Genomic DNA, 21,962 nt, shown 5'->3' with positions numbered 1-21,962 from the left:
AATCGATTTTTTATGCTAAAACAAAAAAACTGAAGCGTTACAGTCATTAATTTAAATCAAATTTAATCATTTTCAATGAATAAAAAATCACTTCGCTATTTTGAGTGAGTTCAATGACATTATAAGATGACATTCTCGTAGCCCTATTGTTAACAAATTAATCATTACAATTCTTAACTTAAATTTATGCCCATTGTTATGAGTGCAACACGATTTAATTTTAGATAGAAATAAAATAATGCAATATCTTTTTAATATTTTTACCATCAAATTTGAATGGTAGCAGGGTTGACATGAATCATCGATAAGCTCTACTACCTTCTATTATATAAGTAAGTTAATTTTTTATTATTGAACTGCCGAGTATAAAAATCACTCGGCACCCCTAATTATTTTTCATTCACAAACCGCATAGATAAATCCATCGCTTGAATGTGTTTAGTTAAAGCACCGACGGATATGAAGTCAATTCCTGTTAGTGCAAATTGTTTAATTGTTTCTAACGTGACGTTACCTGACACTTCTAATGCCGCTTTACCCGCAGTTAAAACAACAGCTTCTTTCATCATAACGGTAGTAAAATTATCTAACATAATGATATCTGCCTCAGCTCTAATTGCCTGAAGTAATTCGTCAAGGCTTTCAACTTCAACCTCTATAGGAACTGCTGGATGTGACTGTCTTGCCAAATTAACAGCTTGGCTGACTGACCCTGCAGAAATAATATGATTTTCTTTAATAAGATAAGCATCGGATAAACCCAATCGATGATTAAATCCACCGCCTGCCAAAACTGCATATTTTAATGCTGTTCTGAGGCCAGGGATCGTTTTACGGGTATCAAGTAATTTCGCCCTTGTTCCTTCGATTTGTTTTACATATTTCGCTGTCATAGTCGCAACAGAAGAAAGAGTTTGAATGAAATTAAGAGCAGTTCGCTCACCCGTCAGTAACACTTGAGAAGGCCCCTGCATTTCGCAAAGTACCTGATTAGCCGTAACCGAATCGCCATCGCTAACCTGCCAATCAACACTAACTTGAGAGCCTAATTGGCGAAATACCTCATCTAACCACTGCTGACCACAAAAAACCCCCTCCTCTCGAGTAATAATTCGGGCTATCGAAATGGCTCTTTCATTTAACAACTGCCCTGTAATATCTTGTTTATAATCTACTTTTTGGCCTAAATCTTCTTTTAACGCAACACTCACCATAAAGGGAATATCTACAGCTAATCGCTCCAAAAGAATCTTACGTCTTTGCTGCTCATCATAACGTCGCATCGTCATTACTTACTCCAAAATATGCACATGTCTTGTCTCATCTATGCTAATCTTTCTGTCTTCAGATAACGAGCGTTTATAAGAGAAAGAAATAGAGAATACGATGGATACTGAGATGAAAATACATAATGGTTGGCTCAATAATGTGACTCATATCCCTTCTCCTCATTATGACGAACGCCCTGAAAATATAGCGCCTTCTCTTCTCGTTATACATAACATTAGCCTTCCACCAAACCAATTCGGTGGCCCATATATTAACCAACTTTTTACCGGAACTTTGGATCCCAATGAACACCCGTTCTTTGAAGAGATCAAACATTTGCGTGTATCTGCGCATTGTTTAATACGCCGAGATGGCGAAATCATTCAATATGTTCCTTTTCATTTGCGGGCCTGGCATGCTGGGCAATCGATTTATCAAGGTAAAGAGAAATGCAATGATTTTTCAATTGGTATTGAATTAGAAGGTACCGATTTTGAACCTTTCACAGAAGCTCAATATCAGGCTCTAACAAAGCTAACTCAACTTCTTATTAAGCAATATCCGTTAATTAAACACAACATTACAGGCCATAGTAATATTGCGCCAAATCGTAAAACAGATCCCGGACCTTATTTTGATTGGCAATACTATAATGACAAAATAAAGTAATTATAGAAACATTAGCTAATAATAAACCTATAATTTGTATTAGCGATTTAATTCCAACTTTCATTTATAGAGTAGCGTAGTTAAATTTCCATCCAATTCCATAACAATCTTTAGCCTCTTTATTTCTTTGCGATAACGCTCCAAAAAAAATGTAATTAACTTATCCTCTATAAATATAATCTGAAAGCTACTCGCACATTTATATTTATCAAATAAACTCAAAATAAATATTCTTTTATGATAACTCCTCACTTAACCAAGGAGGATTTAACTATGTATCAAAAAGGATTTTCATTAATTGAAATAATGGTTGTTATAGCAATAATTTCTATATTAAGTGCTATAGCCATTCCTGGCTATCAAGGATATATGCAAAAAGCCGCAATGACGGATGTGCTACAAACAATATTGCCATACAAAAACAATGTTGAGCTATGTAGCTTTAATCAAGGGGGGCTTTCTCAATGTAATAGTGGGAAAGATAACATTCCTATTAATATAACAGGAAAATACATCAAGCAAATCGATGTCAAATCAGGTGTAATCACACTTAATACAGAAAAAGCACTAACAGGCTTATCGATAACACTTAGCCCAATTATTTCAACTGATAATGCACCTTTCAAATGGAGTGTTATTTGTGAAATTGACAATAATGACAATTTAAAATCACTGTGTGAAAAAACGCTTAGTTTTTAATTAGGGATTTATATGAATTTAACCAGGGAAAGACAATACATTTTAAAAGAGATAAAAAATGTATGTGATAAAAATTATATAATAATAATTGATTACAATCAGAAAAGGCTATCAATTGCAGTATCACAAAATCCTGATGACAATGTACTTGCAACACTAAGATTTATTGCCAGCGTTCCTGTTTGCTATGAAATTTGGCCCAAAGAAAAAATTGATCATTATTTCAATCGTAATATCCAAGAAGCACAAGAAGAGGAAACCCCTTATCAAGCTAAAGAGAGTGAAATTCTAAATACAAGCTCACCGGCTGTTGATTTCGTGGAGGATTTGCTGAAAATTGCTGTACGAAAACGTTCATCAGATATACATATAGAACCGACAAAACTGGGGATTAAGATACGTATTAGGGTTGATGGGAAGCTTTATTTCATGCCATCTCCCCCTTGTGAGATTAACAATGAAATCATCGCACGAATCAAAATACTCGCTAAAATGAACATTGCAGAGAAAAGGCTTCCTCAAGATGGCCAAATGAATTGGTATTTTGAAGGTCAAAACTTTAGTGTTCGTCTATCGAGCATACCCACATTGTATGGGGAAAAGCTTGTATTACGAATTTTAAATACACAATTAAAATATTCTTTAGAACACCTCGGGATGTGCTCTGACCTATTAAATTCATTAAAAAATAACTTAAATAGACCCCAAGGATTGATCTTAGTTACTGGCCCTACCGGAAGTGGTAAAACGGTAACGCTCTATAGTGCTCTTGAGTTTTTGAATCAATCATCAAGAAACATATCAACAATAGAGGATCCCATAGAAATCCCAATTCAAGGTATAAATCAAATTCAAGTTCATGAAAAATATGGGCTTAGCTTTGCTCATATTTTAAGGGCATTATTACGCCAAGATCCAGACATTATTATGGTCGGTGAAATAAGGGATGAGGAAACTGCAAAAATTGCCACCAGAGCTGCTCAAACGGGACATTTAGTTCTTTCAACATTACATACAAACTGTACGTTTAGTGCAATTGAACGCATGGATCAACTTGGTGTTAGTAAGGCACAACTTAGCACTTGTTTAAAAATGGTTATAGCGCAAAGATTGGTACGAAAATTATGTACTCACTGTAAGCAACCTAACCCCAGACAAATTAATATTGATGAAAAAACAAAGATCAATGAATGGTCATCCAAAGGATGTGAACACTGCTTTGCAGGGTTTATGGGAAGAACCGCAATTTATGAATCACTTTATCATGAAGATCTGCAAAATATTTTTTCGGGTGATGTGAATAATAACAATAATTTTGTCAGTTTACTGCAATCTGGAATTCAACTAATTGATTCTGGTGAAACTAATTTACAAGAGGTTTATGCTACCGTTGGACATGGAGGCCATCAATAATGTTTATATATTCTTATATTTCTTTAAGTATTAATAATGTTGTAATTCATGATACTTTGATTGCTAAAAACAAAAAACATGCTTATTTATCAATAATAGATAAAAACCAAATCCCATTAAAAATAAAATTAAAAAACATCCTCATATTAAATACCGAAAATTTAAATTATAAAACTCACTTTTTTCATCAATTAAAAACATTAATTTCATCAGGTATTAATATTTTGAAATGCTTGAGAATTTTAAAATCTAATTGCCATCTTCCTTTTTGGAGAGATATTATTTCTCATACAATAAATGGTTTAGAAAAAGGTGAAACCTTATCCAGTAAGTTAAAAGAACATTCTAACATTTTTGATAGCACAACCATAAATTTAATTGTTATTGCTGAAAAAACAGGTCAATATGAAGAAAGTTTTAGAATTATTACATCAATGCTGGAACATAATCAAAAAACATCACTGCAGATTAAAAAAGCCTTGCGCTACCCAATAACAATCTCCATTTTTTCTTTCATTCTTTTATCTGTTATGATAATTTTCGTCATTCCTCAATTTGAGGATATATACACTACTTTTCAGCATGAACTTCCATTCTTAACGCAGATAATGATTTCCATTTCTAGTTTTATAAGAGAAAAAATACACATGGCAATTATTTTATTAATTGTCTCTTTTTTATTCATTATGAAATATAAAAACTCGATAACCCCACACATTAAAAAATCATTTCTCCTGTTGCCATACATTAATCAGATGACTAAATTAAATAATTTAACCATTTATTTTCTAACACTATCTTCGACAATTAAAGCTGGGCTACCATTAGCAGAGTGTTTAAAGTGCTCGATTGAAACAAGCCGTAGCCCTCAATATACAAAAGAAATTCAAAATATTCTATTATCGATAATAAAAGGAGATTCTTTATCCGTAGCAATGAAAGAAAGCACATTATTTCCATCATTATCAATTCAACTTATTTCTATCGCAGAAGAGACTGATAAGCTTCATTATTTTACAGATTATTTATTCAAATACTATTCAGATCAATATATATCCATTACAGAAAAAAATCTTAAAAGCCTTGAACCCATTCTTCTTGCACTGATTGCGGTTTTGGTTGGAGTGATAATGCTTGCTATGTACCTACCCATATTTAATTTAGGCAATGTAATTACAGGGATTTAATTGCTTATTTAAAGGATAGAATTTGAGTCTTTATGCTATAAATAAAATATAAAAGGTATATGTCTAACACATAAGGTGTTGGCAAAAGTGAGTGCAGACAAGCAACAAGTTTCAGTGTAATCTATTTTTATCTTAATATGTAAACGAACGATATGATGCCATATATAGTTGCTTTAACAGGCGGTATTGGAAGCGGTAAAACAACAGTTGCTAATGAGTTTGCAAAACTTGGAGTTCCCCTTGTTGATGCAGACGTTATTGCTCGCCAAGTCGTTGAGCCAGAGACTCCTGCATTAAATTCTATCGTATTACGTTACGGTAAAAACATTCTCAACCCTGACGGTACATTGAACCGAAGCCACTTGAGAGCGATTATTTTTTCAAACGTTGAAGAGAAAAAATGGTTGAACGCTTTATTGCATCCACTGATCCAAACGGAAACGCAGAAGCAATTCCAACAAGCTGATTATCCTTATGTTTTATGGGTTGTTCCACTACTAATCGAAAATAATATTTCACATTTAGCAGATAGAGTTTTAGTTGTCGATGTGACACGAGAAGAGCAGATTTCACGAACAATCGCACGAGATAATATTAGTCAGGAACAAGTCAGCAATATATTGGAAGCTCAGGCTAGTAGAGAGAAACGATTATCTTATGCTAATGATGTGATCACAAATCATACCAATGACACCAATATCAAAGATAAGGTAGCAACACTTCATAACCTATATTTGACACTATCGGAAAACAAGAAAACAGGATAAAAAATGGGCGAACTAACTGAAACAAATTTCATTACCTATGAATACCCAATGAATGAAAAAATCCGTTCTTGGTTACGCCTTGAAACCCTTTTATCACAAATTTTTGAACTCAGTAATATTACCTCCTATTCATCGGGTATTGCTTTTTTTCGTTCGGTTTCAGAATTGATAGAAATACTTGATCGAGGTGAAGTTCGCTCTGATCTAATAAAAGAGCTTGAGAAACATCGTTCTCGCCTGTCCACATGGGCAGAATCACCAAATGTCGATAATGAGTTAATCACTTCTTTACTTAATGACCTATCAGCTAAAATCACCCATCTCATGTCTGCAGCAAGGTTTGGTCATCAGCTTAGAACAGATAAAATTATTAGTATGGTTCGCCAACGCTTAAGTATTCCTGGCGGATGCTGTAGTTTCGACTTGCCCACCTTACAGCTTTGGTTGAATATCCAACAATCTGAAAGAGATAGAACAATTAAAAGCTGGCTTGATAGCATCGCGCCATTAAAAGATGCGCTACAAACAGTCCTCACATTAATACGTCAATCAGGCACTTTTGAAATCAAAAAATCTAATAACGGTTTCTATCAAGATAGTGTTGAAGGCAAAGAATTACTCCGCATAAAACTCGCGGCAGACCACTTAATTTATCCTCAGATTTCAGGACATAAAACACGTTTTGCCCTGCGTTTTCTTCATATTGACAGTGAAAATGGTATACTACCCGAGGTTATTCGCTTTGAGTTATCATGCTGTTAAGTTAAAGAAAAATAGATTAGAGAAACCAATTTATGAATGAAGTTATTGAAGTTAACTGCCCAACTTGTCAAAAAATTGTAGTTTGGAATGAAAATAGCCCTTTTAGACCATTTTGTAGCAAACGCTGCCAATTAATCGACCTCGGTGAATGGGCGAGCGAAGAAAAGCGCATTGAAAGCCAAGGAGATATATCTGACAGTGATAATTGGAGTGAGCAGCCTGATAATAATTATTAGGTATCCATTCAGTTAAAAGTGGAAAATATAGATAGCTAATATAGTTTCCACTTAATCTTCAATACGTCATGACTATTATTGCAGCTAATTTCACTTAGTTAGCATATCCACAATAACGCGATTAGCAGGAGGGAATTCATTTGCAACTAAATCTTTTTGCTCTATCCAGCGAGATTTTTGCCCTTCTTTTCCGTACGGTTCATTATCCCAATTAGATACAATAAAGAAATAAAGTGTAATGAATCGATCATCAAACTCGTGATCAACACGATGAAATAGTTGACTCTCAGTAACAATAATCCCAACTTCTTCTTCCAGTTCACGGACTAAAGCCTCTTCAGCTTCCTCACCTTTTTCTAATTTCCCACCGGGAAACTCCCAAAAGCCAGCCATATGTGTGCCATCTGGGCGCTCGGTAATAAATATTTGTTGCTGAGCATTACGAATAATGCCCGCAGCAATATGTAGATGTTTTTTTTCCATAATTTCTTCGTTAAAAAGGCGGGTTTCCCCGCCTTATTGTTTGGCTATTAATCGATTAATGATTAGTTTAAACGACCATGGCATTGTTTGTATTTTTTACCTGACCCACAAGGGCATGGGTCATTACGACCAATTTTGTGCCCCTGAGTTGCAATTTTCGCTTCAGTTTCGGTCATTAATGATTCAGCACTTTCCTCATGGCTAAGCTGCTGTCTTTTAGCTAAACGCTCGGCTTCTTCACGACGTTGTTGCTCTAATGCTTCAACTTCTTCAGGTAAACGCACTTGTACTTTAGATAAAGTGCTAATCACTTCATACTTCAATGCTTCAAGCATATTTGCAAACATGCTGAAAGATTCACGCTTGTATTCTTGTTTTGGATCTTTTTGTGCATAACCACGCAAATGGATACCTTGACGTAGATAATCCATTGCCGCCAAGTGTTCTTTCCATAAGGTATCAAGCGTTTGCAGCATGACACCTTTCTCAAAGTTACGCATGGCTTCTTCACCAACAATTTCTTCTTTGCGCTGATAAACTTCGATCGCTTTTTCCATAATGCGCTCACGAAGTGTTTCTTCATGAAGCTCAGGCTCTTTATCGAGCCATTCTTTCATTGGCAAATCAAGATCAAAGTCATTCACAAGACGCTGATGTAGCCCTTCGATATCCCACATTTCTTCTAACGATTGCGGTGGAATATAAGCATCCATTGTTGTTTTTAAGACATCTTCACGAATGCTATCAACGGTTTCTTTGATATCACCACCGTCCAGTAATTCATTACGTTGACTATAGATAGCACGACGTTGATCACTTGCAACATCATCATACTCAAGCAATTGCTTACGAATATCAAAGTTACGGCTTTCGACTTTACGCTGTGCATTGGCAATTGCTTTAGTTACCCATGGATGCTCAATTGCTTCACCTGGCTTCATGCCCAGCTTTTTCATCATGCCCGTCACACGGTCAGATGCGAAAATACGCATCAAAGCATCTTCCATGGAAAGATAGAAACGAGATGAACCGGCATCCCCTTGACGACCGGCACGACCACGTAATTGGTTATCGATACGACGAGACTCATGGCGCTCAGTACCAATAATATGCAAACCACCTGAAGCCAATACGGCATCATGACGAATTTTCCATTCTGCCTTGATAGCATCAATTTGATCTTTTGTCGGCTCTTCTAAGGCTGCAACTTCTGACTGCCAGCTACCACCTAATACTATATCCGTACCACGTCCTGCCATATTCGTTGCGATAGTAACGGCGCCCGCTTGACCCGCGTTAGCGATAATATCCGCTTCCATTGCGTGGAATTTCGCATTCAAAACGTTATGCGCAATTTTTGCCTTGTTGAGTGCATTTGAAATTAATTCTGATTTTTCGATTGAGATAGTACCGACCAGAACAGGCTGACCGTTCGCTGTTCTTTCTCGGATATCCTCAATAATAGCTTCGTATTTATCAGCTTCATTCATATAAACAAGATCAGGTAAATCTTTACGCACCATTGGACGGTTAGTTGGGATAACAATAGTGTCTAATTTATAGATAGAGCTAAATTCGAAAGCTTCTGTATCTGCGGTACCCGTCATACCCGCTAATTTTTCATACAAGCGGAAATAGTTCTGGAATGTAATAGAGGCAAGTGTTTGGTTTTCATTTTGAATTTCAACACCTTCTTTTGCTTCTACTGCCTGATGTAGACCATCCGACCAACGACGGCCTTCCATTGTACGACCAGTATGCTCATCAACAATAATGACTTGGTTATCTTTAACAATGTAGTCAACATCAAGTGTGAATAATGCATGAGCGCGTAGGCCCGCCATTACGTGATGCATCAGCATAATGTTAGTCGGTGAATATAACGATTCCCCTTCATCCATTAAGCCTTCTTTCGCTAACAACTCCTCAATCAAGACCAATCCACGTTCAGTAATCGTGACTTGGCGGGCTTTTTCATCTACCGAGAAATGGCCTTCACCTTGGAATTTATCTGAATCTTCTTTTTCTTGACGCTGCAAGTGAGGGATCAGTTTATCAACTTTTTGATATAATTCTGAGCTATCTTCTGCTGGTCCTGAAATGATCAGTGGCGTACGCGCCTCATCGATAAGGATTGAGTCGACTTCATCCACCAAAGCATAATGTAATTTACGTTGGACACGTTCTTCAGGGCTAAATGCCATATTGTCACGTAAATAGTCAAAACCAAATTCGTTGTTAGTACCGTAAGTAATATCTGCTGCATAGGCTTCACGTTTTGCAGGCGGTGCCATACCTGACAGGTTAATCCCAACGGTTAAACCTAAAAATTCAAATAATGGACGGTTGTTTTCAGCATCACGTTTTGCCAAGTAGTCATTCACGGTAATAACGTGGACACCTTTACCCGTGAGTGCATTAAGGTAAGCTGGCAATGTAGCGGTTAACGTTTTACCTTCACCCGTACGCATTTCCGCAATACAGCGTTCGTTTAAAACCATACCACCTATAAGCTGCACATCGAAATGACGCATACCAAATACACGTCTGCTAGCTTCACGTACCGTTGCAAATGCTTCAGGAATGAGGCTTTCAAGACTTTCTTTTTTACTTAAACGCTCACGGAATTCAATCGTTTTTGCTTTCAGCTCGTCATCTGTCAGTTTTTCAAATTCTGGCTCTAAGCGATTAACTTTTTCGACTTCTTTACGTAGACGACGTAGCGTACGATCATTACGGCTACCAAAAACTTTCGTTAGTAATTTTGTAAACATATTTTTTAATCTCAGGTAAATCAATTGGTTATTTTAGTGATAATAATTTTCAACGATAACATGCCGCACATAAGCATGTGCTAGCCGTATCAAAAAAGATAATTAAGCAGAAACAGGACCAGCCCGTATGCCATGTACCTGAGCAACCCAAATTGCGGGTTGATATGTAATGAAAGGTGGATAAATATAGCTGCTTGTTTGAGCAATATTTATATCCCATTGAAGTGAACGCTGTGCCAACATTGCATACAATGTGTCTAGCATTAACTGAGGAGCAAGAAGTTGTTCTTTCTGTGCTGCTTGCTTATTCGACTCATCATCTTCATTAGCAGAAAAAGCAAACGTAAGTTGTCTAATGACATTTCTTACCGCATGCTGCTGCCAATAATTAACGGAATAGGATGATGAAGAAGAAGAGCGTTGAGAATTCTGTTGTGCAAATAGATTATCGAAAGCGTTAACAGCTTGGCTTTGACGATTAGCAGGTGAAGAGTTAACTTGAGTATGCTGTAGTTCAGACAGTGCATTTAAGATCGTAGGCAAGCCGACACCCGTAGCCACAACACCTAACAAAAGGTGTGACCAAAAGTATTTTCTACCAAGTTGTCGCCAAAAATTTAAAATGCCCATCAAACTCTTATATAATTTGTCTGTTACAATAGATTTAACACAAAATTTTTCACATCTTGAATTACATGCGATTTGAATACTTAGTATATATTATTTCTTGCATATAATTTTTCAGTCATAATCAGCCGGAGCAAAAAATGAGAGACAGTCATCCACAAGCACTTTTTGATGTTCTCGATGAATCTTTGGCTAAATCGTCGAGCCCTTTACAGCTTATTCAGCGAAACGCAAAAGCGATTATAAAACTGAACAAGGCGGTGAAGAGTTTACTGCCGACCGAAATTAAACCAATGTGCCGTGTTGCGAACTACCGAAATAATATTATAGTCATTGAAGTGGCTAATGCCAGTTGGATGACTCGCCTTAATTATGAAAAAATAAACCTACTTTCCGCATTAAGAACGTCTATTCTACCATCTTTATCTTCTATCGACATCAGAATCAATCCTGATCTCATGCGAAAAACCAAGCAAAACAGCTCAATGAATAAGCAAACAGTCTCAACTAAGCAAAATATGAGTGAAAGAAGGATAAGTATTGAGACAGCACAGCAGTTATTAAGACTGGCGCAGAGAAGTCCAAAAGGATTAAAAGAGAGATTTGAGCGGCTGGCTGCACTAGCCGGAGAGAGTACTAGTGCAACCAACAGAAAGGGCTAACCTGACTAAATTATATTCAGATATAGCTGCATAATTTCTTATGCGTATACTGCTGAAGGTGCTTTGAATGCCACTGGCAATTCTGCTTCATCTTCAAATGTGACCAAATCCCAAGCGGATTCTTTTGCAAGAACTGCCTGTAGAAGTTTGTTGTTCAGTGCGTGTCCAGATTTGAATGCAGTAAATGCACCAATAATATTATGCCCACACATAAACAGGTCACCAATTGCATCAAGCATTTTGTGACGAACAAATTCATCTTCAAAACGTAAGCCATCTTCATTGAGAACTCTATAGTCATCAACAACGATAGCACAGTCGAAACTACCGCCTAAGCATAAGCCCTTCGATTGCAGATATTCGATATCACGCATAAAACCAAAGGTACGTGCACGACTGATTTGATTAACAAATGATTCCGCTGAGAAATCAAGTGCGTAGCTTTGAGTACTGCTATCAATAGCCGGGTGTTGGAAATCGATAGTAAAGTCAAGACTGAAGCCATTGTAAGGTTTCATTTCAGCCCACTTATCACCATCTTCAACACGTACCGTTTCTTTAATACGTAAGAATTTCTTTGCACTATTTAATTCTTCAATACCACCATCAAGTAGTAAGAAAACAAATGGTGCTGCACTGCCATCCATGATCGGGATTTCAGGCGCATTGACTTCAATAACAATGTTATCGATACCTAACCCTGCTAAAGCAGCATTCAAGTGCTCAACAGTTGAAATACGCACGTTATCTTCGTTGACTAAGCAAGTACATAACATGGTATCGCGAACTGATTTCGCATCTGCCGGAAAATCAACCGGTGGATTAAGGTCAGTACGACGGTAGATGACCCCGGTGTTTGCCGGCGCTGGACGTAAAGTAAGCGTAACTTTCTTGCCGGTATGTAAACCAACACCAGTCGCTTTAATAATACGTTTAAGTGTCCGTTGTTTGATCATCGTATATTTCTCGCAATGTTATAAGTCCTACTGATTATCATACAGGATAACCAGTAGGAAATTTTAGCACAAAAAGCGGAGAATCCAATATAAATAAAATTAATCGGCCTGCTTACGCAAGAACGCAGGAATATCGAGATAATCTGGTTCTTTATTTGTTTGCGTATTTTGGTCATTGACCGCTTTAGCCGCTGGTTTCTCTTCTGTTAATGAAGACATGCTATTTTGCATCTGCTGATAGCGTTGCTCCATTGACGTTTGCTGTGACATTTTATTGCTAACTAAAGTAATTTCTGGACGTTTATCCATACCAATACCTGTAGCAACAACGGTTACACGCAGCTCTTCGTGCATTTCTGGGTCGAGAGAAGTACCGATGACTACCGTTGCGTTGTCAGATGCGAATGCACGGATAGTGTTACCTACCGTTTCAAACTCATCTAAACGCAGATCGAAACCAGCAGTGATGTTGACTAACACACCGCGAGCGCCAGATAAGTCGATATCTTCTAGAAGTGGGCTAGAAATTGCCATTTCAGCCGCTTCTTCCGCTCTGTCTTCGCCACGAGCAACACCTGAACCCATCATCGCGTAGCCCATTTCTGACATAACAGTACGTACGTCAGCAAAGTCCACGTTCATCAAACCAGGGCGAGTAATCAGTTCTGCAATACCTTGTACTGCGCCTTTAAGTACGTCATTTGCCGCACCAAAAGCATCCAGTAAAGAGATACCACGACCAAGAACTTTCAGTAATTTGTCGTTAGGAATAGTGATCAATGAGTCAACATGCTTAGATAACTCAGTGATACCAGCTTCTGCGAATGCCATGCGCTTTTTGCCTTCAAAATTGAATGGCTTAGTCACAACAGCAACCGTTAGAATTCCCAATTCTTTGGCAACTTCGGCAACGACCGGAGCCGCACCAGTACCAGTACCACCGCCCATACCTGCTGCGATGAAAACCATGTCTGCACCATCAAGGGCATTGCGTAATGCTTCACGGTCTTCTTCAGCGGCATTGCGGCCAACTTCAGGGTTTGCGCCAGCACCCAGACCTTTGGTAATACCTGTACCGATCTGGATAGTTTGTCCGACTGCGGTTTTACGCAGGGCTTGTGCGTCAGTGTTCACAGCGAAGAACTCAACGCCTTCGATACGCTCACGCACCATGTGTTCAACAGCGTTGCCGCCGCCGCCACCAACGCCGATGACTTTAATCACCGCATCATTGGTTAGCTCCATTGGTTCAAACATAATGTCTCTCCGTATTGTGCTTACTACTTGCGAAGCTAATAATATGCTTCTGAATAAAAATTAAAATTCTTTTCTTAGCCAGCTGGTGATTTTACTAAACCATCCGCCCACTGAAGAACGTTTTTCTATCTCGGTATCATCGCCTAAATGGCTTTCTTTACCGTAATGCAGAAGCCCGACTGCCGTTGAGTAGTATGGCTCCTGCGCATAATCCGTTAATCCTGTAATATTCAGCGGTGTACCAATTCTAACCTGCGTATGAAAGACTTTCTGTGCGCACTCGACTAATCCGTCAATTTGTGCGGCACCGCCTGTCAAGACAATACCCGCTGCCAAATGGTGTTTGACACCTTGTTGGCGTAACTGTTCCTGTAAATTTAAAATTTCTTCATTAACTAAATTCAACAACTCAGTATAACGTGGCTCAATCACTTCTGCTAAGGTTTGGCGCTGTAAACTTCTCGGTGGACGCCCACCAACACTCGGCACCTCGACAGTTTCATCTTTACTTACGATAGAACCGACTGCACAACCGTGACGCACTTTAATCGCTTCCGCGTCAGTGGGTGGTGTACCAAAAGCATAGGCGATATCACTGGTGACCACATTACCTGCGTAAGGAATGACCTTGGTATGACGTAAAGCGCCACCCGTATAAACAGCCATATCCATGGTGCCGCCACCGACATCAACAACGCATACGCCTAATTCACGCTCATCTTCTGTTAATACGGCATAGCTTGCAGCAAGACCTGCAAAAATAAGCTGATCAACTTTTAATCCACAACGCTCAACCGCTTTAACAATATTCTTTGCCATATCGTTATGGCAGGTAATCAAATGGACTTTCGCTTGCATACGAACACCGGATAACCCAACCGGATTTTTGATACCTTCTTGGTAATCAATGGCAAATTCTTGCGGAATCACATGTAAAATTCGATGTTCATCGCGCACTCGAACTGATTTTGCAGTATGAACAACGCTATCCACATCTTCCTGTGTTACCTCTTCTTCCGATATAGGTACCATCCCAATTTCGTTCTGGCAGCTAACGTGCTTGCCTGATAATGCGAGATAGACAGAAGATATTTGGCAATCTGCCATTAATTCAGCTTGGTCAATGGTTCTTTGTACACATTTTACGACCGATTCTAGGTCGTTGACGCCGCCTTTATCCATTCCACGAGATGGACAACTTCCCACCCCGATAATATTAACCATACCATCGGGCAGAATTTCGCCAACAAGGGCCGATACCTTGGAAGTTCCAATTTCAAGGCCTACCACTAATTTTCTGTCCGTTGTTTTAATCATTTGCTTCTGCCTAATTTGAATTATTAGCAATGTTCATTATTGAAACCCCGGTGGTGCGTCAACCAATAAAGGTGCCCACCCCACCGCAGCACCACTGGTATAACGTAGGTCAACATAGTCGACGCGTTTGTCCGTTGTTTGCTGCAAAAGCGGATAAAGCTCAAGGAACCGATTTAACCGCTCTAATACCTCTTTTTTGCCTAGCTCGATTCGCACATCGTTATCTAAAATAACCTGCCAAGCATGTCGCGCTGTCATCGATACCGATTTTAACTTTATATTATGCTTCGCTAGAATATTTTTTAGTACAGAATATTCTTTAAGTACTTCGGTCTGGCTTCCTTGCGGTCCATACAGTAAGACATAATCGCCTTTACTATTTTCACTTGCTGGAAGCGTAAATACTCGACCTTCACCATCCACCATATTTTGATCATTCCATCTTGCGAAAGGAACATACTCAACGATGTGGATCTTTAACTCATCTGGCCATTGTTTACGCACAGTAACTTGGCGGATCCAAGGCATCATACTAATTTGATTTTGGATAGCATTAACGTCTACGGTCATAAATGTGCCCGGCTGACCAAGGGACAAAATTGCTTTCCTAACATCATCGTTTTTGGTGTAGTGACGCTCGCCTGTCAGGACTAACTTTGACATTGGCAGCCTATCTGCGTCCTTCATCCAAGTCATCACAGTCCAACCACTCCAAACGATTGTACTCACAACCACTAAGAAGAAGAACAATCCGCTCAGAAAAGCACCATTACTCGGTCCTGAATGGGGATCTTCATCGTTCCCCTTATTCTGATGATGCTTTACGTTTAACGCTGCCTGTGACATATCAACGAGCCAATTCCAAAATACGCACAACTAATTGTGAGAAATCCAATCCTGCTTGATTCGCTGCCATCGGCACAAGGCTATGGCTAGTCATGCCCGGTGAAGTATTCACCTCAAGCAAATAAAATTGGCCGTCACTGTCTTGCATGACATCAACTCGACCCCATCCACGACAACCCACCGCTTGATATGCTTGCATCGCAAGCGTCGCAAGTTCAGATTCTCGCTGAGCATCTAAACCACTTGGGCAAAAATATTGAGTCTCATCAGAGAGATACTTTGCTTCATAGTCATAAAAAATACCCGGTGGTTGAATACGAATTGACGGTAATGTTTCATTACCCAACACAGCAACCGTATATTCAGGACCACTCAACCATTTTTCAATTAGCAATGTTTCGTCAAATTCAAATGCCAGTTCAATGGCTGAGGATAATTTATCTAAACTATCAACTTTACTCATACCAACACTTGAGCCTTCCAAGCTTGGTTTAACTATCAATGGCAATCCAAGAGGCTTAGCTTGCTGAGCAATTTGCGCTTCAGTCATTTGTGTATATTGCTGTTTCGTCAACGAGATATAAGGCGATACACTCAGCTCAGCACCTTGCCAAAGTTGTTTAGTTCTTAGCTTATCCATACTTAAGGCTGAGGCCATTACACCACTGCCTGTGTATGGAAGACCGAGAAATTCAAGCATGCCTTGGATAGTACCGTCTTCACCGCCGCGACCATGTAATGCGATAAAGACTTTATCAAAACCGGCTTCTTTTAGTGTCACCACAGGGAAATCTTTGGTATCAATAGGGTGCGCGTCAATGCCTGCTTGGCAAAGCCCTTTTAGCACAGCGCTTCCTGACTGAAGTGAAACCTCACGTTCAGCAGATGTTCCTCCTAATAAAACCGCAACTTTCTCTGTCATGCTCATTCCTCAACCATTGGTGGCTGTAATTTTGTTTCAGCAAGGGTTTTGGCTATTTTACCAATATTTCCTGCGCCTTGAACTAAAATTAAATCATTATCATCAAGTGCCTGAGCCAAGATATGGCTGACTTGTTCAGGATCTGCCACAAAAATTGGATCTACCTGACCACGATTACGAATCGTTCTGCATAATGAGCGGCTGTCTGCACCGGGCACAGCTTTTTCCCCGGCGGCATATACTTCAAGCATTAGCAGTACATCTACCTGACTCAATACGTTGGCAAAGTCATCATATAAATCGCGTGTACGCGAATAACGATGTGGCTGAAAAACCATGACAATGCGTTTATCCGGCCACCCTGCTCTTGCTGCTTTAATTGTTGCATCCACTTCCGTCGGGTGATGGCCATAGTCATCAACCAGCATCACTTCGCCTTCTTTGCCATTGACATGACGTAATGCATAATTCCCGAGGAAATCAAAGCGGCGTCCTGTTCCTTGGAATTCAACCAAAGCAGTCAAAATATGAAGGTCATCAATGCCTTCTTCTGTTGCTACTGCAACTGCCGCTGTCGCATTCAATGCGTTATGGCGACCCGGTGCGTTTAAAACGACAGTTAGCTCAGGCATTCCTTCACGAGCAATAGTAAAGAACCCTTGGTTGCCTTTTTGCTCGTACTTGATAATTCTGACATCAGCATCTTCACTAAAACCATAAGTGGTGATGTAACGACCAATTCTTGGCAGTAATGTACGGATCACTGGGTCATCAATACACATCACAGCACGACCATAGAAAGGCAAGTTATGCAGAAAATTAATGAAAGTATCCGTTAAATTTTCAAAGTTGCCCTGATAGGTGTCCATATGGTCAGCTTCAATGTTCGTGACTACCGCAACCAAAGGCTGTAAATGTAAGAACGATGCATCACTTTCATCGGCCTCTGCGATGAGATAGCGACTGCTACCTAAACGGGCATGCGTACCTGCTGATTTCACTAACCCACCATTCACAAATGTTGGATCTAGGCCTGCTTGCGCATAAATACCTGAAATCATCGCAGTCGTGGTTGTTTTTCCGTGCGTACCCGCCACAGCAATTCCATGACGATAACGCATTAATTCAGCCAACATCTCTGCACGACGAATAACGGGTATCCGTAATTCATTTGCCGCTTGAATTTCTGGATTTTCAGCAGAAATGGCTGTAGAAACCACCACAACACTGGCATTTTCAACATTTTCAGGGCGGTGATTAAAATAAATTGTTGCGCCCAAATTGGTTAATTGCTGAGTCACTGCATTTGGAGCCAAGTCCGAACCACTAATTTCATAACCTTCATTTGCCAACACTTCAGCGATACCACCCATGCCAGCACCGCCGATGCCGACAAAATGGATGTGCCTGACTCTTCTCATTTCTGGCACTGATGTTCTTAATTTCGCTAATTGTTGTGTATTCACTATATGTCTTCGCTTATTAATTAATTCTGTATCAATTTTGGCTTATAACGGCCGAATCATTTTGCCACTTCGCAAATTACAGCGGCAACACGCTCAGTCGCATTCGTAATTGCGCAGCTACGCGCTTTTTCGGCCATCGATAATAATTCTGCTCTATCCCATTGTTCTAACAAGATAGCAACCGCCTCTGCTGTAAATTGTGGCTGCTCGATAATTTTTGCAGCGCCTGCTTTTTCTAATGGTAAAGCATTCCAATATTGCTGACGGTCTTTATGCTGAAAAGGAACAAATATGGCAGGTAAACCTGCTGCTGCAACTTCACTGACAGTTAATGCGCCTGAGCGACAAATTACAATATCTGCCCATGCATAAGCTTGCGCTATATCGTCAATAAATTCAGTAACTTTATACTCGGAATTGACTGAATCTTGCAGATACTCATTATACAATGCTTCAGTAGATTCCTTACTGCCTTTTCCAGCTTGATGCCATATATTTAACTGTTTGTTTGTTTTTTGAGCAACAACAGGCATGACTTGATTTAAAATACGTGCCCCTTGACTTCCACCCACAACCAAAACGCGTATAGCACCTTCACGACCGGTTAAGCGCTCTTGTGGCGATGGCAAGGCTAGCACATCATCACGCACCGGATTACCAACAACGGGCGCATCTGGAAAAGCACCTGGGAATGCTTGCAATACTCTTTTGGCAATTCGCGATAGCCATTTGTTCGTCAAACCCGCGATACCATTTTGCTCATGCAGTACAACAGGGACACCACATTGCCAAGCGGCTATACCACCGGGGCCTGAAACATACCCCCCCATTCCTAAGACGGCATCGGGCTGATAGTGTTTAATGATTGCTTTCGCTTGGCCAATTGCTTTGTAAATACGCCAAGGCGCTCCAAGCATCGCGACAAGGCCTTTGCCTCTTAGACCTGAAATCTGAATAAATTCAATTTCAATGCCATGTTTAGGCACGAGTGTCGCTTCCATACGATCGGCCGTGCCCAACCAGCGAATTTCCCAACCTTGAGCCTGCAAATAATGCGCCACCGCTAAGCCCGGAAAAACATGTCCCCCAGTTCCACCAGCCATGACGAGTAATTTTTTTGCCTGACTCATTTGGTACTCCTTACAAATGCTTGTGCCTTTTCAAGGCGTGTTTCAAAATCTATACGCAATAATATTGCTATCGCCGCTGACATCACTAATAGGCTCGAACCACCATAACTAATTAACGGTAATGTGAGCCCTTTCGTGGGTAACATCCCTGCTGCCGCTCCAACATTAACAAGGGCTTGGAATGTAAACCAAATACCAATCGAACAAGCTAAGTAACCACCAAACAGCTGATTAGAGAGCAACGCACGGCGGCCTATCATCATCGCCCTAAATGCCAGCATAAAAACCATAATCAAAACAAGTACGACACCAATATAGCCAAGCTCTTCGGCGAGTACTGAAAAAATAAAATCGGTATGCGCTTCGGGTAAATATTCTAATTTTTGTACTGAATTTCCTAACCCTTGACCAAACAACTCACCGCGACCAAATGCCATCAATGATTGAGTCAACTGATAACCGCTTCCAAAAGGATCATCCCACGGATTTAAAAACGACGTAACACGGCGCAAACGATATGGCTCGAACCAAATCAATGCCAGTACACCAACAGCACAACCTGCAATACCAATAATAAAGGGGGCCAGCCTTGCACCTGCGAGAAAAAGCAGTCCCAGCGTGGTGACGACTAACACGACTACTGTACCTAAATCGGGTTGCAGCAACAGCAATAGCGACATTGCGATCAGAATACACATCGGTTTTACAAAACCAAGAAAACGTGTACGGACTTCATCGGATTTGCGCACTAAATAACTTGATACATAGCAAAATAGGGCAAATTTTGAAATTTCTGCGGGCTGAATTTTCACAACACCCACATCTATCCAACGTGAAGCGCCATTAACGGAGCTACCTGCAACCAATACTATTGCCAATAAACCGAGGGAAATCATTAATAACACAAAGCTATATTTTTCCCATGTTGCCATTGATATCCGCATGACAACTAAAACAAGAATAAAGGCAATAACGATGTAAACCATATCTCGCTTGGCAAAATAAAACGGGTCTTCTGTCAATCGTTGGCCTACAGGCATCGATGCTGAAGTCACCATAATAAAACCAATTGCTGCTAAGCCGAATGCCAACCATACCAGCGTACGGTCGTAGAGTGTCGTGCCCGAAATCACGCCATGTTTTTCGCCTATGACCCAATTTTTTATGCGCGCAGCACCCGGTATCGTCATTAACCTAACTCCTTGGCTAATTTAGCGAACACATCACCACGCTGTTCAAAACTTTTGAATTGATCCAAACTTGCACAGGCTGGCGATAACAGCACCATATCTCCATCTTTCAGTAATGGTGCCAATTGCCTCATACTTTGTTCCATCGTTTCAGTGAGTACTGACTTCTCTGGTGCTAACTGAGCCAAAGCTTTTCCATCGCGACCAAAACAATAAAGCCGGTAGTTATCCGCAGTAATATACTGTTTTAGTGAAGAAAAATCCGCAGACTTACCATCTCCACCGAGTAATAAATAAATCGTGCCATCCACATGTAAACCATTTAACGCCGCTTCAGTGCTTCCCACATTGGTCGCTTTAGAGTCGTTAATCCAACGAACACCGTTGTTAAACAACACCAACTGAAAACGGTGTACTAAACCCGCATATTCTTTTAATACTTGAAGGCTAGCATTTCGTTCAATACCTGCCGTATCGGCTAATGCAAGAGCAGCGAGCGCATTCATATAATTGTGTTGCCCAGTTAAATGCATTTGTGCCACATCTAACACGGTTTCCCCTTTGGCGATTAATACACGTTGTTGTGTATCAAAGACATAATCGCCATTATTCACACCAAAACTCATGCATTTATTAAGCGTCTGGCCTTTAGGTAAGGTTAACGAGTCTTGGGCATTAACAATGCAATTTTGTGCATTGTCATACACTTTTAATTTCGCATCACGGTATTGTTCAAGGCCTAATGGATATCTATCCATATGATCTTCACTAATATTCAATACTGTTGCGGCCAAGGCTTTTAAGCTTGATGTGGTTTCAAGTTGAAAGCTGGATAATTCTAAGACATATAAAGTATGACCTGAATTTAATAATGACAGTGCAGGGATGCCAATATTGCCACCAACACCGACCGAAATACCCGCAGCTTTCGCCATTTCACCTACTAAAGTGGTTACGGTGCTTTTCCCATTCGACCCTGTAATAGCAATAACCGGTGCATCGGCCTCACGGCAGAACAACTCAATGTCACCCACAATTTCAATTCCGCGATCTGCCGCTTGTTGCAACTGCTTCGTCGCCAGCGCAATACCTGGACTTGCGACAATTAAATCAGCTTGTTGCAACCATTCATCATTTAAGCTGCCACAGTGACAAACAACATTTTCAGGAAGCTCATCAAGTCCCGGCGGGGTAGCACGGGTATCCATCACACGAGGAACAACACCACGGTCGAGAAAAAAGCGAACACATGACAGGCCGGTTAACCCTAGCCCGATAATGACCACTTTTTTACCTTGGTATACATCCCCAAGCAATAATCGACCCATTT

General features: G+C 40.0%; 21 protein-coding genes. 8 read left to right on the top strand and 13 right to left on the bottom strand.

The features are described 5' to 3' along the window. Positions 1 to 389: 389 nt before the first annotated feature. Positions 390 to 1,289 (bottom strand): carboxylating nicotinate-nucleotide diphosphorylase, encoded by a 900-nt coding sequence (gene nadC / locus M998_RS16645; RefSeq protein WP_068909889.1) that lies wholly within the window; start codon positions 1,287 to 1,289, stop codon positions 390 to 392. A gap of 109 nt (positions 1,290 to 1,398) precedes the next feature. Between nadC and ampD the strand changes: the two genes are divergently transcribed. The 7 genes from ampD to yacG all read left to right on the top strand — a co-directional run bounded on the left by ampD (position 1,399) and on the right by yacG (position 7,002). Then, positions 1,399 to 1,938 (top strand): 1,6-anhydro-N-acetylmuramyl-L-alanine amidase AmpD, encoded by a 540-nt coding sequence (ampD, locus tag M998_RS16640; RefSeq protein ID WP_068909924.1) that lies wholly within the window; start codon positions 1,399 to 1,401, stop codon positions 1,936 to 1,938. Positions 1,939 to 2,211: 273 nt separating this feature from the next. Further along, the gene (gene ppdD / locus M998_RS16635) at positions 2,212 to 2,637 is read left to right on the top strand and encodes a prepilin peptidase-dependent pilin (protein ID WP_068445662.1); all 426 of its coding nucleotides are present in this window, start codon (positions 2,212 to 2,214) and stop codon (positions 2,635 to 2,637) included. A gap of 12 nt (positions 2,638 to 2,649) precedes the next feature. Next, on the top strand, positions 2,650 to 4,050 hold the full coding sequence (locus M998_RS16630; protein WP_068909885.1) for an ATPase, T2SS/T4P/T4SS family: 1,401 nt from the start codon (positions 2,650 to 2,652) through the stop codon (positions 4,048 to 4,050). Continuing rightward, entirely contained in the window at positions 4,050 to 5,237 is a 1,188-nt protein-coding gene (locus M998_RS16625) for a type II secretion system F family protein (RefSeq protein WP_068909884.1), read from the top strand. The genes M998_RS16630 and M998_RS16625 overlap by 1 nt, the downstream gene beginning before the upstream one ends. A 155-nt stretch (positions 5,238 to 5,392) precedes the next feature. Then, entirely contained in the window at positions 5,393 to 6,004 is a 612-nt protein-coding gene (coaE, locus tag M998_RS16620) for a dephospho-CoA kinase (RefSeq protein ID WP_068446578.1), read from the top strand. 3 nt (positions 6,005 to 6,007) lie between these two features. Beyond that, entirely contained in the window at positions 6,008 to 6,766 is a 759-nt protein-coding gene (gene zapD / locus M998_RS16615; protein ID WP_068445669.1) for a cell division protein ZapD, read from the top strand. Positions 6,767 to 6,798: 32 nt separating this feature from the next. Further along, a complete protein-coding gene (gene yacG / locus M998_RS16610; protein WP_068445671.1) occupies positions 6,799 to 7,002 on the top strand; it encodes a DNA gyrase inhibitor YacG in 204 nt (67 codons plus the stop codon). A gap of 90 nt (positions 7,003 to 7,092) precedes the next feature. On the opposite strand, the gene mutT is transcribed toward yacG, so the two are convergent. The 3 genes from mutT to secM all read right to left on the bottom strand — a co-directional run bounded on the left by mutT (position 7,093) and on the right by secM (position 10,889). Then, entirely contained in the window at positions 7,093 to 7,485 is a 393-nt protein-coding gene (gene mutT, locus M998_RS16605; RefSeq protein WP_068445673.1) for an 8-oxo-dGTP diphosphatase MutT, read from the bottom strand. A 62-nt stretch (positions 7,486 to 7,547) separates the two neighbouring features. After that, on the bottom strand, positions 7,548 to 10,259 hold the full coding sequence (gene secA / locus M998_RS16600) for a preprotein translocase subunit SecA (RefSeq protein WP_068909882.1): 2,712 nt from the start codon (positions 10,257 to 10,259) through the stop codon (positions 7,548 to 7,550). Positions 10,260 to 10,361: 102 nt separating this feature from the next. Next, entirely contained in the window at positions 10,362 to 10,889 is a 528-nt protein-coding gene (secM, locus tag M998_RS16595) for a secA translation cis-regulator SecM (protein ID WP_068909881.1), read from the bottom strand. A gap of 137 nt (positions 10,890 to 11,026) precedes the next feature. Here secM and M998_RS16590 point away from each other — a divergent pair, with 137 nt between their 5' ends. Further along, on the top strand, positions 11,027 to 11,548 hold the full coding sequence (locus M998_RS16590; protein WP_068909879.1) for a DUF721 domain-containing protein: 522 nt from the start codon (positions 11,027 to 11,029) through the stop codon (positions 11,546 to 11,548). Positions 11,549 to 11,586: 38 nt separating this feature from the next. Here the strand turns inward: M998_RS16590 and lpxC are convergent, their stop codons facing one another. The 9 genes from lpxC to murD form a co-directional block, all read right to left on the bottom strand. Further along, positions 11,587 to 12,504: a UDP-3-O-acyl-N-acetylglucosamine deacetylase gene (gene lpxC, locus M998_RS16585; RefSeq protein ID WP_068445679.1), complete on the bottom strand. Its 918-nt coding sequence runs from the start codon at positions 12,502 to 12,504 to the stop codon at positions 11,587 to 11,589. Between the two features lie 99 nt (positions 12,505 to 12,603). Beyond that, complete coding sequence (ftsZ, locus tag M998_RS16580) at positions 12,604 to 13,761, bottom strand: cell division protein FtsZ (protein ID WP_042845111.1); 1,158 nt, start codon at positions 13,759 to 13,761, stop codon at positions 12,604 to 12,606. A 60-nt stretch (positions 13,762 to 13,821) separates the two neighbouring features. Further along, positions 13,822 to 15,078, bottom strand: a complete 1,257-nt coding sequence (gene ftsA / locus M998_RS16575; protein WP_068909877.1) for a cell division protein FtsA — start codon at positions 15,076 to 15,078, stop codon at positions 13,822 to 13,824. A 36-nt stretch (positions 15,079 to 15,114) separates the two neighbouring features. Next, a complete protein-coding gene (gene ftsQ, locus M998_RS16570) occupies positions 15,115 to 15,924 on the bottom strand; it encodes a cell division protein FtsQ (RefSeq protein WP_068445686.1) in 810 nt (269 codons plus the stop codon). A 1-nt stretch (position 15,925) separates the two neighbouring features. After that, complete coding sequence (locus M998_RS16565; protein ID WP_068909876.1) at positions 15,926 to 16,846, bottom strand: D-alanine--D-alanine ligase; 921 nt, start codon at positions 16,844 to 16,846, stop codon at positions 15,926 to 15,928. 2 nt (positions 16,847 to 16,848) lie between these two features. Beyond that, entirely contained in the window at positions 16,849 to 18,312 is a 1,464-nt protein-coding gene (gene murC / locus M998_RS16560; RefSeq protein ID WP_068445691.1) for a UDP-N-acetylmuramate--L-alanine ligase, read from the bottom strand. Positions 18,313 to 18,368: 56 nt separating this feature from the next. Continuing rightward, on the bottom strand, positions 18,369 to 19,442 hold the full coding sequence (gene murG / locus M998_RS16555) for an undecaprenyldiphospho-muramoylpentapeptide beta-N-acetylglucosaminyltransferase (protein WP_068445693.1): 1,074 nt from the start codon (positions 19,440 to 19,442) through the stop codon (positions 18,369 to 18,371). Then, a complete protein-coding gene (gene ftsW, locus M998_RS16550) occupies positions 19,439 to 20,632 on the bottom strand; it encodes a cell division protein FtsW (protein WP_068445695.1) in 1,194 nt (397 codons plus the stop codon). Before ftsW ends, murG begins: the two co-directional genes overlap by 4 nt. Then, on the bottom strand, positions 20,632 to 21,960 hold the full coding sequence (gene murD / locus M998_RS16545) for a UDP-N-acetylmuramoyl-L-alanine--D-glutamate ligase (protein ID WP_068909922.1): 1,329 nt from the start codon (positions 21,958 to 21,960) through the stop codon (positions 20,632 to 20,634). Before murD ends, ftsW begins: the two co-directional genes overlap by 1 nt. Between the last annotated feature and the right edge of the window lie 2 nt (positions 21,961 to 21,962).

It is taken from the genome of Providencia heimbachae ATCC 35613, assembly GCF_001655055.1.
In the GTDB taxonomy this organism is placed as follows: Bacteria; Pseudomonadota; Gammaproteobacteria; order Enterobacterales; family Enterobacteriaceae; genus Providencia; species Providencia heimbachae.
This window is presented reverse-complemented; position numbering and strand designations above follow the sequence as displayed.

Bases quoted from the DNA above. Each gene is read 5' to 3' on its own strand.
- ftsW (WP_068445695.1), bottom strand. From the start codon at position 20,632: ATGACGATACCGGGTGCTGCGCGCATAAAAAATTGGGTCATAGGCGAA.
- ftsA (WP_068909877.1), bottom strand. From the start codon at position 15,078: ATGATTAAAACAACGGACAGAAAATTAGTGGTAGGCCTTGAAATTGGA.
- yacG (WP_068445671.1), top strand. From the start codon at position 6,799: ATGAATGAAGTTATTGAAGTTAACTGCCCAACTTGTCAAAAAATTGTA.
- zapD (WP_068445669.1), top strand. From the start codon at position 6,008: ATGGGCGAACTAACTGAAACAAATTTCATTACCTATGAATACCCAATG.
- M998_RS16630 (WP_068909885.1), top strand. From the start codon at position 2,650: ATGAATTTAACCAGGGAAAGACAATACATTTTAAAAGAGATAAAAAAT.
- lpxC (WP_068445679.1), bottom strand. From the start codon at position 12,504: ATGATCAAACAACGGACACTTAAACGTATTATTAAAGCGACTGGTGTT.
- secA (WP_068909882.1), bottom strand. From the start codon at position 10,259: ATGTTTACAAAATTACTAACGAAAGTTTTTGGTAGCCGTAATGATCGT.
- M998_RS16565 (WP_068909876.1), bottom strand. From the start codon at position 16,846: ATGACAGAGAAAGTTGCGGTTTTATTAGGAGGAACATCTGCTGAACGT.
- murG (WP_068445693.1), bottom strand. From the start codon at position 19,442: ATGAGTCAGGCAAAAAAATTACTCGTCATGGCTGGTGGAACTGGGGGA.
- mutT (WP_068445673.1), bottom strand. From the start codon at position 7,485: ATGGAAAAAAAACATCTACATATTGCTGCGGGCATTATTCGTAATGCT.
- M998_RS16625 (WP_068909884.1), top strand. From the start codon at position 4,050: ATGTTTATATATTCTTATATTTCTTTAAGTATTAATAATGTTGTAATT.
- M998_RS16590 (WP_068909879.1), top strand. From the start codon at position 11,027: ATGAGAGACAGTCATCCACAAGCACTTTTTGATGTTCTCGATGAATCT.
- nadC (WP_068909889.1), bottom strand. From the start codon at position 1,289: ATGACGATGCGACGTTATGATGAGCAGCAAAGACGTAAGATTCTTTTG.
- ftsZ (WP_042845111.1), bottom strand. From the start codon at position 13,761: ATGTTTGAACCAATGGAGCTAACCAATGATGCGGTGATTAAAGTCATC.
- coaE (WP_068446578.1), top strand. From the start codon at position 5,393: ATGCCATATATAGTTGCTTTAACAGGCGGTATTGGAAGCGGTAAAACA.
- ftsQ (WP_068445686.1), bottom strand. From the start codon at position 15,924: ATGTCACAGGCAGCGTTAAACGTAAAGCATCATCAGAATAAGGGGAAC.
- ampD (WP_068909924.1), top strand. From the start codon at position 1,399: ATGAAAATACATAATGGTTGGCTCAATAATGTGACTCATATCCCTTCT.
- secM (WP_068909881.1), bottom strand. From the start codon at position 10,889: ATGGGCATTTTAAATTTTTGGCGACAACTTGGTAGAAAATACTTTTGG.
- ppdD (WP_068445662.1), top strand. From the start codon at position 2,212: ATGTATCAAAAAGGATTTTCATTAATTGAAATAATGGTTGTTATAGCA.
- murD (WP_068909922.1), bottom strand. From the start codon at position 21,960: ATGGGTCGATTATTGCTTGGGGATGTATACCAAGGTAAAAAAGTGGTC.